At 59.1% G+C, this 13,934-nt stretch carries 10 protein-coding genes and 1 tRNA gene; 2 read left to right on the top strand and 9 right to left on the bottom strand.

The features are described from left to right. The 3 genes from ACR0AI_RS02910 to guaB form a co-directional block, all read right to left on the bottom strand. A complete protein-coding gene (locus tag ACR0AI_RS02910) occupies positions 1-2,292 on the bottom strand; it encodes an ATP-binding response regulator (RefSeq protein WP_480670825.1) in 2,292 nt (763 codons plus the stop codon). Between the two features lie 106 nt (positions 2,293-2,398). Beyond that, the gene (locus ACR0AI_RS02915; protein ID WP_480670823.1) at positions 2,399-3,556 is read right to left on the bottom strand and encodes an RsmB/NOP family class I SAM-dependent RNA methyltransferase; all 1,158 of its coding nucleotides are present in this window, start codon (positions 3,554-3,556) and stop codon (positions 2,399-2,401) included. Positions 3,557-3,631: 75 nt separating this feature from the next. Further along, positions 3,632-5,080: an IMP dehydrogenase gene (guaB, locus tag ACR0AI_RS02920; RefSeq protein ID WP_170374314.1), complete on the bottom strand. Its 1,449-nt coding sequence runs from the start codon at positions 5,078-5,080 to the stop codon at positions 3,632-3,634. A gap of 219 nt (positions 5,081-5,299) precedes the next feature. Here guaB and ACR0AI_RS02925 point away from each other — a divergent pair, with 219 nt between their 5' ends. Continuing rightward, positions 5,300-7,345, top strand: a complete 2,046-nt coding sequence (locus tag ACR0AI_RS02925; protein WP_480670821.1) for an ASKHA domain-containing protein — start codon at positions 5,300-5,302, stop codon at positions 7,343-7,345. Then, on the top strand, positions 7,305-8,225 hold the full coding sequence (locus tag ACR0AI_RS02930) for a class I SAM-dependent methyltransferase (RefSeq protein ID WP_480670819.1): 921 nt from the start codon (positions 7,305-7,307) through the stop codon (positions 8,223-8,225). The genes ACR0AI_RS02925 and ACR0AI_RS02930 overlap by 41 nt, the downstream gene beginning before the upstream one ends. 10 nt (positions 8,226-8,235) lie before the next feature. Here ACR0AI_RS02930 and ACR0AI_RS02935 read toward each other — a convergent pair. From ACR0AI_RS02935 to ACR0AI_RS02960, 6 genes are all read right to left on the bottom strand, one after another. Beyond that, positions 8,236-8,309: transfer RNA gene (locus tag ACR0AI_RS02935), tRNA-Gly, on the bottom strand. A 64-nt stretch (positions 8,310-8,373) separates the two neighbouring features. Continuing rightward, the gene (locus ACR0AI_RS02940) at positions 8,374-9,201 is read right to left on the bottom strand and encodes a polyphosphate kinase 2 family protein (RefSeq protein WP_480670817.1); all 828 of its coding nucleotides are present in this window, start codon (positions 9,199-9,201) and stop codon (positions 8,374-8,376) included. A 126-nt stretch (positions 9,202-9,327) separates the two neighbouring features. Beyond that, entirely contained in the window at positions 9,328-10,389 is a 1,062-nt protein-coding gene (locus ACR0AI_RS02945; RefSeq protein WP_170373670.1) for a methyltetrahydrofolate cobalamin methyltransferase, read from the bottom strand. A 9-nt stretch (positions 10,390-10,398) separates the two neighbouring features. Further along, a complete protein-coding gene (locus ACR0AI_RS02950; RefSeq protein WP_425082759.1) occupies positions 10,399-11,325 on the bottom strand; it encodes a methylenetetrahydrofolate reductase in 927 nt (308 codons plus the stop codon). A 26-nt stretch (positions 11,326-11,351) separates the two neighbouring features. Next, positions 11,352-11,648, bottom strand: a complete 297-nt coding sequence (locus ACR0AI_RS02955) for a virulence factor (protein ID WP_170373668.1) — start codon at positions 11,646-11,648, stop codon at positions 11,352-11,354. A 246-nt stretch (positions 11,649-11,894) separates the two neighbouring features. Then, complete coding sequence (locus ACR0AI_RS02960; RefSeq protein ID WP_170665155.1) at positions 11,895-13,781, bottom strand: PhoX family protein; 1,887 nt, start codon at positions 13,779-13,781, stop codon at positions 11,895-11,897. Between the last annotated feature and the right edge of the window lie 153 nt (positions 13,782-13,934).

The raw sequence follows: 13,934 nt of genomic DNA on the forward strand, positions 1-13,934 counted from the left end.
TCAATTCATCTGCTGAAACACTGCCTCGGTCAGTTGGGTCAAAGAGAAGGGCTTTGGCAAAAAGGTCGAATTCGGAACCTGAGGACCCGAGTCGCCGAACGCGCCCTCGGTATAGCCCGAGACGAACACGACCCGGACATCGGGCCGCGTCTCCATGGCCTTGGCAACCCAGGTCGGGCCGTCCATTCCGGGCATGACCACATCCGTTACGAACACGTCTACGTTCAGGTCGACATCTTCCAGCAAGGCTAGGGCGTCCTCGGCAGATTCAGCCTCGAGCACCGTATAGCCTTTCAGGCGCAACGCGCGGGTCGCGAAGGCGCGCACCGGTGCTTCGTCCTCGACCAAAAGAACAACGCCCTCGCCCTGGCGCGCCGTTTTGGAGTCCTGCACATCTTCGGCCTGCTCTTCGACGGGTTTCGCTTCGACGCAAACCGGCAGGAGCAAGGAAAACTCGGTACCGCGAAAGACAGCGCTGTCGACAAAGATGAATCCGCCCGTCTGTTTGACGATCCCGTAAACGGTGGAAAGGCCAAGACCTGTGCCCTCGCCCGTTCGCTTGGTCGTGTAGAACGGTTCGAACACTTTTTGCAGCTTGTCCGCAGGAATACCAACGCCACTGTCGATCACCTTGACGGTCATGTAGTCGCCGGGCGGAACGGTGGCCCGGTCGCGGTGCAAGGTCTCGGTCAGGCTCAGCACCTCCGTTTCGATGCGAATCTCACCGCCCTCAGGCATTGCATCGCGCGCATTAACGACAAGGTTCATCAACACCTGCTCCAACTGCCGCTTGTCCGCGCGCACAGGCTTGAGTACAGGATCATGGCTGAGGGTCAGTTGAACTTTCTCACCGACCAACCGATTCAACAGATGGATGAGGTCCGAGATAGTGTCGCGCACGTCCAGCACCTCGGGCCGCAAGGTTTGCTTGCGCGAAAAGGCCAGAAGCTGGCTGACCAAAGCCGCCGCGCGATTGGCATTCTGATTGATTTGAACGAGGTCACCATAGTTGGGATCGTTTTGATCATGGCGCAGCAACAGCAGGTCGCAATGACCGGATATCGCGGTCAATAGGTTGTTGAAATCATGCGCAACTCCTCCAGCCAACTGGCCGACAGCTTGCATTTTTTGGCCCTGTACAAACTGCGCCTCGAGCGTTTTCAGCTCGGTCGCGTCATTCAGAACCGCGATTAGGTGGGTTTTGCCGTCGATCTGAACGCGGTCCAGAGTGACTTGGACAAACAGCTCTTTGTCATCGCGGGTCAGTCGCTGGAATTCGGATCGAGCAGCATCCTCGCCGGATGCCGTTTGTGCCAGCCACTTCAGAATTGGATGGTTCAGCCCCTGCATGATCTGGTCGATATTGGTCTCGTTTAGGCAGAGATCACCCAAGAGAGCCAACGCCATCTGGTTTGCCTGCAGTATGGTCCCCTCGGGCGTCATGCAAATAATCGGCACGGGCAGTTCGGCAAGTGAGGATTCATGCTCCGGATGGACAGGTTGAGAAACCGGCATCAAAACGAGGTGCCGTTCAGCCCCCGACGCCGAAACGCCAGTGACTGCGACGCGTGTTTCCCCCTCATAAGCAGGGACCGAGCAGATTTGACCATTATGTGGCAATCCGTTCGGAAAGATATTGTCAATCGAACCCGGTACCATGCCGAAAAAGGCCCTTGCGGCGGTATTGAGGTGTAATAGGCGCCCACCCCGACCGATGGTCAGTACGGGAAGGGCGATCTTGTCCCACTGCCCTTGGCGACCAAGTTTGAACCGCCAGCAGAACAGATTGTCTCCCAATCGAACAACCGAAACCGGGACATTCTCGCCAACGGTGATGATGTCCTCATCCGCTGAGCCATTTGCTTGGGCCAGTGTCTGCAACCTCAGTAGAAGGCTAGACGGGTTGGCGAAGACCGAGCGCAGAACCTCGGGCAGCGTTGCCTCCGGGCCGGCTTTTAACTGTTGGCGCGCAATTGGATTGGCGACCAGAACAGTGCCCTCTTCATCGGCAATAACGCTTGCGCAATCGTCGTGATCTACATAAGCAGCCAGCACGTCAAGGGTTTGATGAGCAGCTTTGTCGGCAAAGAGGCCCCCGATCAGAATCCAGAGAGTCGCAAACAGGACCGAGACTCCTACGACGATCATGCCCTGCGTCCAGTCCGCAGGCACTCGGCCCGTATGTGGCGCCACGTATAAAAGACCGGCCAGTCCAACCAACGCCAAAACACGCGCAGCTGACGGCGTTCTACGCGAGCGGGAACCGAAGAACGGATATGTAGAATCGGACATGGACGACCCGGGTAGCTTTTTTGAGAGCAATAACGATCTAAAATAGTTAATGCCCGCTTAACAGAGTTAAGGGGCTACGAAAACTACCTTAAGTTGTTTTGCGTGGCTACTTTGTCAGATGCGCAGTGAAAAACCCGTCAACGCCATCCGTGACACGCCAATTCCGTTGCAGCGTCGCCGTCCATTCGGGGTTCTCCGACACAAAGCTTTCGACAACCCGCGCGTTTTCGTCCTGAAGCATCGAACAGGTTGCATACGCGAGAAGGCCCTCGGGATGAACCAGTGGCGCGACCTCACCCAGAACCGCACGTTGCAGCTTGGTCAATTCGATCAAACGCTCTTCGGTCAGGGCCCATTTTCCGGCCGGAGCGCGCCTCCAAGAGCCACTGCCCGAGCAAGGTGCATCGACCAGTACGATGTCAAAGGGCGCGAAACCGGCTAGTTCCGCGGTCTCAACGCAGGTTACTCTTACGCCCGCGCGGTCAGCGCGGTTCGGCAGGTCCTGCATGCGCTTCGGGTTGATGTCATGCGCAAACACCTCGACTCCTTGATGAGCCGCAAGGGCCAGCGATTTCCCACCACCACCGGCGCAATAGTCAAGTACACGCAAACCAGGCTTGAGGGGCAAAGCTGCCACAACCGCCTGACTGGCCGCATCCTGTAGCTCGACCAGACCCTCCAGATAAGCCCGGCTTTGCGCAACCTTGCGTGCGCCCTCAATCACAGCAAGAGCCGTCTCACAGGCGGGATGGAGGTCAGTTTGCACTCCGTCAGCCGCCAAAGCACGGGCCGCACCCGCCACGTCTGTTTTGCGCAAATTGACCCGAAGATGCAATGGAGCGCGGTTTTGCAGTGCCGCTGCGGCCTCAGTCGCCGCATCCCCCAAAGACGCCGAAAACCGAAGCCAGAGCCAGTCTGGAATATCAAACTGCTCGGCCAGTGACACGAAACCTCGACCCTGCTCAGACGCTTCAATCGGCTCAGGCGCGTGGCGTTCGCCAGTGAACAGAGTGTCAGGCGCTTGCCCCGCAGCACGCAGCGCTCCGATCATCAAACCCCGGCCCGACTCAGCCCCTCCAAGTGCCGCGAATGAGCGCTTGCAGCGCAAGGCCGTAAAAACGTGATCCCGCACCGCTGCGCGATCCTTGGAACCTGCGAACCGGCTGCGCCGTGCCCACCCAGTCAGAGCCTTTTCAACGGGCGCGCCGTCCAGAATTTGGTCAAGGATCTCGATTGAGGCCTGAACACGGGCTGCCGGGGTCATCTTTCCCTCCGTCGGGTTTTCCAGGAACGCAAAACGGCGCCCGCGTCGGGGCGCCGCCTGCAACAGATCACCAGATCACATAACCCGGTAATTCGGGCTTTCGCGCGTGATCTGCACGTCATGCACATGGCTTTCTTTCAGACCTGCCCCGGTGATTTTCACGAAATTGCAGTTCTTGCGCATCTCTTCGACCGTGGCACAGCCTGTATAGCCCATGGCTGCGCGCAAACCACCGACCAGCTGGTGAACAACCGCTCCGGCGGAGCCTTTGTAGGGCACCTGTCCTTCGATCCCTTCCGGCACAAGCTTGTCATTGGCGGCGTCTTTCTGGAAATAGCGATCCGCCGAGCCGCGCGCCATCGCGCCAAGGCTGCCCATTCCGCGATAGGATTTGAACGAACGACCCTGATACAGGATCACCTCACCCGGGCTTTCATCAGTACCCGCGATCATCGAACCGACCATGGCGCAGGACGCACCCGCCGCGATGGCCTTGGCAAAATCGCCCGAAAACTTGATACCACCATCTGCAATCACCGGCACATCTCCGGCGGCTGAAGCGCAGTCCATGATCGCCGTCAGCTGAGGCACCCCGACACCGGCCACCATCCGAGTGGTACAGATCGAGCCCGGCCCGATGCCGACCTTGATTGCATCCGCACCCGCATCGATCAGCGCTTTGGTGGCGTCCGCGGTGGCGACGTTGCCCGCAATGATCTGAACTTCGTTCGACAGCGTTTTGGCGCGTTTGACCGCCTCCAGAACTCCTTCGGAATGGCCGTGCGCGGTATCGACGACGATGATATCGACCCCCGAGTCGACCAGCAGTTCCGAACGCTCAAACCCTGCATCTCCGACCGAGGTCGCGGCGGCAACGCGCAGACGGCCCAGATGGTCTTTGCAGGCCGTTGGGTTCAGAACGGCTTGTTCCGTGTCTTTCAGGGTCAAAAGACCGGTCAGCTTGCCCTCGCCATCAACCACAAGAAGCTTTTCGATCCGGCGAGCGCGCATCAGGGATTTGGCCTCTTCCAGATCGGCGGGCTCTTGCAGCATCGCCAGATTGTCCGAGGTCATCATGGCCTTGATCGGCGTGTCATCCGACGTGGCAAAGCGCATGTCCCGGTTGGTCACGATGCCGACAACACGGCCCTGCTCGTCCACAACGGGAAAACCGGTGAAGTTGTAGCGCTGAACCAACGCCTGCGCGTCTGCAAGCGTCTGATCGGCGCGTAGCGTCACTGGGTTGTAGACGATGCCCGATTCGAACCGCTTCACCCGGCGTACCTCGCGGGCCTGTTCCTCGACCGAGAGGTTCTTGTGGATCACACCGATCCCACCGGCCTGCGCCATGGCGATGGCCATACGCGCCTCGGTCACAGTGTCCATGGCCGAGCTGAGCAGCGGGATGTTCATGGAAATCTGCCGCGTCACGCGCGTCGTCGTATCCGCCGTTGCCGGCAGCACTGAAGATGCGCCCGGAACAAGAAGTACGTCGTCAAAGGTAAGTGCCTCACGAATCTGCATCATCAAACCCCATGCAAAAGCCCGTTTGGCGGTGACCCTATTGCATGGATTGACCCGAAGGAAAAGCCCCAGAACCCAAGTTGTTTACCCTTGGGGGGGAATAGCACGTCACAAAACGACGCTCGTTGTACAAAACGTGCCGCTGACAGGGCTTTCCCTTTGTGAATAAACTCATATCTTCCCCGGCATACGCGCGAACACAATTTAGGCAGGCCGACCATGACCACCGACCCCCTTGTCGTCTTTACCCCCTCGGGCAAACGCGGGCACTTTCCCGTTGGCACCCCGATTCTGACAGCCGCCCGACAGTTGGGCGTCGATCTGGATTCGGTTTGCGGGGGGCGCGGCATCTGCTCAAAATGTCAGATCACGCCTAGCTACGGCGAGTTCCCCAAGCACGGCGTGACGGTCTCGGAAGACGCGCTGAGCGAATGGAACGCGGTCGAGCAGCGCTATGACGACAAACGTGGCCTGAAACCCGGTCGTCGTTTGGGCTGTCAGGCCTCGGTTCAGGGTGATGTTGTGATCGACGTGCCGCCCGAAAGCCAGGTTCACCGTCAGGTTGTCCGCAAGGCCGCAGCGGCGCGCGCCATCACCATGGACCCGGCCACGCGGTTGTATTTCGTGGTCGTCGAGGAGCCCGACATGCACTCGCCCACCGGCGATCTGGAGCGTTTAGAACGCGCCCTGCGCGAGCAGTGGAAGATCGAGGCCGTCACCGCCGATCTGTCCCTGATGTCCAAGCTGCAACCGGTTCTGCGCAAAGGCAAATGGGAAGTCACAGTCGCCGTTCACAATGGCCACAAGGACCCTGTGGCTCGCATCGTCGAAATCTGGCCCGGCCTGCACGAAGGGGGCCTTTATGGTCTGGCGATCGACCTCGGCTCGACCACGGTTGCGGCGCATCTGACCGATCTGGAGACAGGTGAGGTCAAGGCTTCATCCGGTCTGATGAACCCTCAGATCCGCTTCGGTGAGGACCTCATGAGCCGCGTCTCCTACGCCATGATGAACCCCGGCGGTGACCAGGAGATGACCAATGCCGTGCGTGAGGCGATCAATGACCTGACCACCTCGATCGCGGAAGAAGCGGGCATTGACGCCAGCCTGATCGTTGAGACGGTATTTGTCTGTAACCCGGTCATGCACCACTTGCTGCTGGGTCTGGACCCGGTCGAGTTGGGGCAAGCTCCGTTTGCGCTGGCGACTTCGGAAAGCATGTCCCTGCCCGCGCGTGAGATGGACCTGACCTCGATGAACCCGCGCGCGCAGATCTACATCCTGCCCTGTATCGCTGGTCACGTGGGTGCCGACTGTGCTGCCGTTGCCTTGTCGGAAGAACCCGGCAAGTCCGAAGATCTGGTGCTGATCGTAGACGTGGGTACCAATGCCGAAATCCTGCTCGGCAATACCAGTCGTGTTCTGGCTTGCTCGTCGCCCACAGGGCCTGCCTTTGAAGGCGCGCAGATCAGTTCGGGCCAACGCGCCGCGCCCGGTGCGATTGAGCGGATCGAGATTGATCCCGTCACCAAGGAACCCCGCTTCCGCGTGATCGGGTCCGAGAAATGGTCCGATGAGGACGGGTTCGATCAGGACATCGCCACCACCGGCATCACCGGCATCTGCGGTTCGGGCATCATCGAGGCCGTGGCCGAAATGCGCATCGCTGGCCTGTTGGACGAAAGCGGTCTGATCGGTTCAGCCGAACAAACAGGAACGCCCCGCTGCGTTCCCGAAGGGCGCACACACGCCTACCTGATCCATGATTCCAGCGCAGAAGGTGGACCTCGGATCACCGTGACCCAAGGCGATATCCGGGCCATCCAACTGGCGAAATCGGCGCTTTATGCCGGTGCGCGCCTGTTGATGGATGAGATGGAGGTCGACCGCGTGGATCGTGTGGTTCTGGCCGGGGCCTTCGGGGCTCATATCTCCACCAAACACGCGATGGTGCTGGGCATGATCCCGGATGCGCCGCTCGAAAAGGTCTCAAGTGCCGGCAACGCAGCGGGTACCGGCGCGCGGATTGCATTGTGCAACATCGGATCGCGCGCCGAGATCGAGCGTGTGGTGCGCGAGATCACCAAGATCGAAACCGCCATCGAGCCGAAGTTCCAGGACCACTTCGTTGCCGCCAACGCGATCCCGCACAAAACGGACCCCTTCCCGGAGCTCGCACAGGTCGTCACCCTGCCCGCACCGTCCTTTAACACCGGTGGCGGCGATGAGGAAAAGACTGGCCGCCGTCGCCGCCGGAGGTCATAGTTCCCCTAAAAAGGGGGCTGCGATGCTGAACATCAATGGTGATCAGGAAGAGTTCTGGGGTAAGTCTGAAATGGGTGCCCGCTGGCTGACCTTTGAAGATCAGCTGGACACCTTGTTTAAGCCCGTACTGGAACTGGTCCTGAAACGATCTGGTCTATCACGGGGCATGCGGATTCTTGATATCGGCTGTGGCACTGGCGCATCTGCGCTGGCCGCTGCGCAGCTTGTTGGGGCTGAGGGTGCGGTACGCGGCATCGACATATCGGAACAGTTTCTAGAGCGCGCGCGCCAGCGGGCCAGCAATGCTGGTCTGGGCAATCTTTCGTTTCAATACGCCGACGCTCAGACCACAGAGCTTTCGCGGGGCGATATTGACGCGATGATCTCAAGGTTCGGCGTCATGTTCTTTGCCGACCCGACCGTCGCCTTCGCCAACATGGCTCGCGCCCTGAAGCCAGGTGCGCAGATGACCTTTGCCGCTTGGGGCGGTCTGTCTGACAACCCTTGGTTCAAAACCCCGCATATCGCTGCCACAGCGCGGTTGGGTCAGCCGCCTAAAGTTGACCGGAATGCCCCTGGGCCGCTCGCCTTCCATGACAAGGACAGAGTCGCTGGTCTGATGACCGACGCGGGGCTTGTGGATGTTCAGGTCTCGACGGTTTCGCTGGTGCTAAACGGGCCACTATCGGTCGAAGACGCAGCCCTGCTCTGCACCCGTGTGGGTCCTGCTGCGCGTGTGATCGCGCATTTCAACGGCACCGAAGAGGATGTGCGCGCGATCGTCGATACTGTTGTGCTACAGTTCGAGGAGTACCTCACTTCGGGAGGAACGCGTGTCCCGGCCGCTATCAATCTGCTGCAAGCACGCCGTCCACAATAGACATTGAAGTTGGAGCGGGTAGCGGGAATCGAACCCGCGCGTTCAGCTTGGGAAGCTGACAGGCTACCATTACATCATACCCGCCGCGAGATTTGAGATATCATCGCCACCTGAGGAACTGCAAGCGCCTTTCGGTGAGGTTTATGGATTACTCTGTCCTTGCCCGCAGAGAGTCGATCAATGATTGGTCAACATCCAATGCCTCGCACGCCGCGTCCAAAGTTCGTTTGTCCAAATGCTGTGGGTTTAGATCTATGTCCTTTGAGAACGCATCAACGATGACTTGCATTGCTTTGATTCTCGCAGATTTTTTGTTGTTGGCCGGAATAACGTGCCACGGCGCAATCTCCGTTGATGTACGCGCCAGCATCTCATCGACCGCGATCCCTGCTTCGTCCCAACGCTCGCGATTGCGGAAATCTTCATAGGTCAGCTTCCAGCGCTTCAATGGGTTGCGCAGGCGTTCTGTGAAACGCGCCATCTGTTCGTCTTGTGAGATATGAAAGAACAGCTTTACGATCCGGGTGCCGTCATCAACAAGCATACGCTCGAAATCGTTGATCTCTCGATATCCCGCCCGCCACCGTTTCTCCGGTGTGAATTTCTCGATCCGCTCCACCAGAACACGCCCGTACCAACTGCGGTCAAAAGCCGAGATTGCACCTTCTGGCGGCAAGCGTTCCCAAAATCGCAGCAGATAGTGGCGGTTGAGATAGTAGTTGCGCGGCGCGCCGATCGGCCAGACTTTGAAACTGCGCGGATCAAGCGCCTGGCTGATACGGCGGATCGTGCCACCTTTGCCAGCGGCATCCCAACCTTCAAAGACGATTACGCCCTTGGTTCCATGGAAGAGAAAAGCTTGCTGAATACGCGCCAGTTTCGCCTGCAGATCGATCAGCTTGTCGAAATAGTCCTTCTTGCCCAACTTCTCACTCAGGTCTGCGTCGGCCAGTTTTGGAGGGTGATGTTTGGACATGAAAGCACCTGATCGTTGCGGAAAGGACCGCCCCAGTCTCAACGATATCACGTTTGTTGCATTGATCAGGGTCAAACGAAAAAGGCCGGGCGCAGGGCCCGGCCTTTGATCTGATAGCTCAAAAAATCAAGCGCGACGACGACGGCCACCGCCGCGACGACCGCCTGCTCCACCCGCCGCAGCCGCTTCTTCAGGCGATTTGTTGAACTTGATCCATGCGCCGCCGTGCGGGTCGTTGTTGGTCAGCAGGTTGGCGGCACGGATGGCCTCCATTTCCTTGCCGGCACGCGGCTGGGTCGAGCCCAGACCGAACATCTGAACAAAGGCCTCATCGTCCATGCCTTCGGGCAGGATGATACCAGCTGCGGCAACGGCTTCTTTCTTCTCGGCGATTTTCTTCTGCGTCGTCGGAAGAGCAACCGGGTTCATGATCGCGGACGTCATGCCCGCACCCATTGCCATCGGCAGGAACGCGTTGTTGATGCCGTGGCGGTTCGGCAGACCGAACGAGATGTTGGATGCACCACAAGTGGTGTTCACGCCCAGCTCTTCGCGCAGACGACGGACCAGAGCGAAGACCTGCTGGCCAGCAGTTGCCATTGCACCGATCGGCATAACCAGCGGGTCAACCACGATGTCATGCGCCGGGATGCCGAAATCAGCGGCGCGCTCAACGATCTTCTTGGCCACGTCGAACCGTACATCGGGGTCTTCCGAGATGCCGGTGTCGTCGTTCGAGATCGCAACAACCGGAACGTTGTATTTCTTGACCAGCGGCAGAACCAGCTCCAGACGCTCTTCTTCGCCGGTGACCGAGTTCAGCAGCGGACGGCCTTCAGCCGCCTCAAGACCGGCCTCCAGCGCGCCAGGAACCGACGAGTCGATGCAGAGTGGGACGTCAACCAGACCCTGAACCAGCTCTACGATCTGGCGCATCAACGGCGGCTCGGTCTCGTTCGGGTTGGGGTTCGAATTGTAGACAACGCCTGCGTTGATATCCAGAACGGTCGCGCCTGCAGCGACCTGGGCCAGCGCGTCTTTCTCAACGGTCGAGAAGTCGCCAGCCTCAAGCTCAGCAGCCAGTTTCTTGCGGCCCGTGGGGTTGATCCGCTCACCAATCACGCAGAACGGTTCGTCAAAGCCCAGAACGGCGGTTTTTGTTTTTGATTCTACGACTGTACGGGTCATGTCCGTTCCTTAAGCGTTGGCCGGCTTCGCCGAAGCGCCGCCGTTGTTGATGGCCCAGTTGGCGTTGGTCTTGATACCGCCAAGGGGGAAGAAGTGTACGTTGGTGATGTTGAAATCCGGGTTCGCCGCTTTGTATTCGGCCAGCTCGGTGATCACATCATTCGGCTCATAAGGCAGCAGCAGCTTGGAGACATCCATGGCGCGCTTTTGCAAAACTTTCAGCGACGGGCCCACGCCACAGGCGATGGCGAACTTGATCAGGGTCTGCAGCTTGGCTGGGCCTGCGATACCGATATGAACCGGGATATCGATCCCCGCTTCTTTCAGGCCGTTCGCCCATTCGATGATCGGCTTTGCGTCGAATGCGAACTGAGTGGCCAGCGCCATCTCGGCGTCGGTGGTTTCGCTGAATTTCTGCTTCCAGCGCAGCGCGTCGTCGACATTCTTGGTCGAGCCGTCTGGGTCGATATCCTTGTTGCCTTCGGGGTGACCAGCAACGTGCAGGCGCTTGAAACCTGCTTTATCGAACAGGCCGGATTCCATCAGCTGCATCGAGCTGTCGAAATCACCATGGGGCTTGGCGACACCACCGGCCAGCAGAAGCGCCTGATCAACGCCCGCTTCGCCTTGGTACATCGAGATCCAGTTCTCCAGCGTCGCGGCATCCTTGATGATGCGCGCCGGGAAGTGCGGCATGACCGGGTAGCCTTCTGCGGCGATGCGCTTGGCGGTTTTCACCATGTCTTCGATCGGCGTGCCCTCGATATGGGCGATGTAGACACGGGTGCCTTCGGGCAGCAGCGCGCGGAAATCTTCGACCTTTTCAGCGGTCCGGGGCATTACCTCGATCGAGTAGCCCTGCAGAAAGGCTTCGACGGTCGGATTTACAGGGCCGTTTTCGGCGGCATCACGTTTCTTGAAGTTCAGCAAAGCCATTGCGGCCTCCCATATAGATTTCGGGCTCATGCCCAACCGTCATTCGCGATCAGTGCCTTGATGCGGTCCTGATCGTATTCCGTTTCCAGACGCACAGCCTGCGCTTCGGCAATCTCGGACGGGTCGCCCTCAACCGCGAAAGGCTCGGCCTTGCGCCATTCGGCCAGGTAGGCATCGCTGTCCTTGGCATTCACCTTCATTGCGGCGCGGTCGATGGCCTGTTCAAACCGTTCTTCCAACTGCCGCTTTGCGCCACGACGGCCTTTGCCGACGATGACCTGAGCGGGAATGTCGCGCCAGTACACGATGGTGACGTCAGGCATAGCTGTGATTCCTCCTAACCAATGGGGCGGTTCTAAACGTCTATATTGGGCTAAGGAGGTCGGTTTTCGACACCCAGCGCCTTCCAAGCGACCTTTTTGCCTATGACGGTGTACAGTGGTTTTAGCCGGGATTCACAGAAAACCAGATATCAAAACTTTCAACGCTTGTATGAGGATGGCTCAACACAAGCAAAAACCCCGGGCGGTAACACCGTCCGGGGCTTGTTTTTAAGGGCGTTTTTGGCCTTAGCCGACCAAGCCACCATCGTCGCGTGTGACCGCGATGATGGCCGAGCGTGGCACCGCATCGCCGCCTTCGGGCCAGTGGCTGTTGCCGTCCTCACCGGGGTGCTGGACGCCCACGAACATGGTGCGGCGATCCGGCGACCAGCTGAGGCCGGTGATCTCGCATTCATTCGGGCCGACCAGGAAGCGACGGATTTCGCCGGTGACCGGGTCACCTGCCAGCATCTGGTTGTTGCCCTGACCTTCGAAATCACCTTCGTTGCCATAGTTGCCGTCGGTCTGGATCCACAGCAGGCCGTTGCTGTCAAACTTCAGACCATCGGGTGAGTTGAACATGTTCTCGGCATTTACGTTGTCCGACCCGCCATAGGTGTCCTGATGGACATTCGGGTTGCCCGCCAGCACATACAGATCCCAGGCAAAACCGGACGCGGTATGATCGCCACCTTCGGGGCGCCAGCGTACGATCTGGCCATAGTTGTTGGCCTCGCGAGGGTTCGGACCGTTGACCGAGGTGTCATCCCCACCGGCATTCGGCTTGACGCCCCGGTTCTTGTTGTTGGTCAGACAGCAATAGACCTCGGCCACGTTCGGGTTGGCAGCCACCCACTCGGGGCGGTCCATGGTGGTCGCGCCCACAGCAGACGCGCCCTGGCGGGTGTGGATGCTGACCTCAGCCTGCGAGGCCAAACCGGTTGTCTCGGGCGTCAGGTCCAGCCATTCACCGGTACCGTCATCGTTGAACTTGGCAACCGACAGCGTGCCGTTTTCCAGCAGCGCGTTGGTATCGACCCCCGCCGCATAAACGCCGTCCGAGACGAAACGGTACAGGAACTCGCCGCGTTCATCATCGCCCATATAGACGACAACGCGACCGTCATTATTGACCACAGACTCGGCGTTTTCATGCTTGAAACGTCCCAGAGCGGTCAGCTTGCGCGGGGTCGAGGTTGGGTCGGTCGGGTCAATCTCAACCACGTAACCGGCGCGGTTCGGTTCATTGGGGTTCTTCGAGACGTCAAAGCGGTCGTCGATCTTGGCCCAGCCATAGCCCCAATCCTTGGACGAGACGCCATAGCGCTTCAGCTCGGCGCTGACTTCGTGCGCTTCGTCTTCTGCCGAGAAGTAGCCGTTAAAGTTCTCTTCACAGGCCAGATAGGTGCCCCAAGGCGTCATGCCGTTGCCGCAGTTGTTCCACGTCCCCTTGGAGGTCGTGCCGGTTGGATCAGCGGCGGTTTTCATCAGGTCATGGCCCGCAGCCGGTCCGGTGATGGTCATGTCGGTCTGCGGCGTGATACGGCGGTTATACGGGCTGTCCTTGACGATGCCCCATTTGCCGTCGGTATTGGCAATCTCGACCACCGTCACACCATGGGCCATCATGCCCTTGGCGACATCGTCATCCGAGGCCGCCTTGGCGTCCGGATTGTTGCCCCACAGAATGTCACGGTTGGTGTATTCGTTGTTCACGACCAGCAGAACGTGACCGTCATGGAAGAAAACGTCCTGACCGTCGGTGTTGTCGCCAAAGGCGCGTTCCTGGCTGGCGGCGGTGCCACGAGTCGCAGGATCGAATTCAGGTGCGTCGGACCACAACGGATCGCCCCAGCGTACCATGACTTCGGCCTTGTAGCCTGCGGGCACGACCACCTCATCGGCAGTTGAGACCGGAATCGCCTCGAACGAGAACCGATCAGCTGACGCGCGCGCGCCTGTGGGCAGAAGCGAGCCGCCTACTGCGGTAAAGCTGCCCATCGCCAGAACGCCCCCCAGAAAGCCACGTCGCGACAAGGCGCGCTCGACCACGCGGTCGAATTCACATTCCTCGGGGCGCGGATTTACGACTTCATCAAATTCATCGAAGGACAGGGTGCGCTCATCTTTCATGGCAGTCTCCGTATATGGCTGTAAGCTTGTAGAGAATCCCGAAATGGGGATCGGCACGGGAATTGCATTTCAGTATGAACGCTGTGTGACACTCACGTTAAATTCAAAATTGAAATCACTTGCGCGTCGGCGAGACCCCGCCTAGGGTCAACT

It is taken from the genome of Ruegeria sp. BG3, assembly GCF_056538485.1.

What these genes read in the sequence shown, in the direction of transcription:
- ACR0AI_RS02910 (WP_480670825.1), bottom strand. Translation starts at nt 2,292, where the DNA reads ATGTCCGATTCTACATATCCGTTCTTCGGTTCCCGCTCGCGTAGAACG.
- guaB (WP_170374314.1), bottom strand. Translation starts at nt 5,080, where the DNA reads ATGCAGATTCGTGAGGCACTTACCTTTGACGACGTACTTCTTGTTCCG.
- ACR0AI_RS02925 (WP_480670821.1), top strand. Translation starts at nt 5,300, where the DNA reads ATGACCACCGACCCCCTTGTCGTCTTTACCCCCTCGGGCAAACGCGGG.
- ACR0AI_RS02915 (WP_480670823.1), bottom strand. Translation starts at nt 3,556, where the DNA reads ATGACCCCGGCAGCCCGTGTTCAGGCCTCAATCGAGATCCTTGACCAA.
- ACR0AI_RS02960 (WP_170665155.1), bottom strand. Translation starts at nt 13,781, where the DNA reads ATGAAAGATGAGCGCACCCTGTCCTTCGATGAATTTGATGAAGTCGTA.
- ACR0AI_RS02945 (WP_170373670.1), bottom strand. Translation starts at nt 10,389, where the DNA reads ATGACCCGTACAGTCGTAGAATCAAAAACAAAAACCGCCGTTCTGGGC.
- ACR0AI_RS02930 (WP_480670819.1), top strand. Translation starts at nt 7,305, where the DNA reads ATGAGGAAAAGACTGGCCGCCGTCGCCGCCGGAGGTCATAGTTCCCCT.
- ACR0AI_RS02950 (WP_425082759.1), bottom strand. Translation starts at nt 11,325, where the DNA reads ATGGCTTTGCTGAACTTCAAGAAACGTGATGCCGCCGAAAACGGCCCT.
- ACR0AI_RS02955 (WP_170373668.1), bottom strand. Translation starts at nt 11,648, where the DNA reads ATGCCTGACGTCACCATCGTGTACTGGCGCGACATTCCCGCTCAGGTC.
- ACR0AI_RS02940 (WP_480670817.1), bottom strand. Translation starts at nt 9,201, where the DNA reads ATGTCCAAACATCACCCTCCAAAACTGGCCGACGCAGACCTGAGTGAG.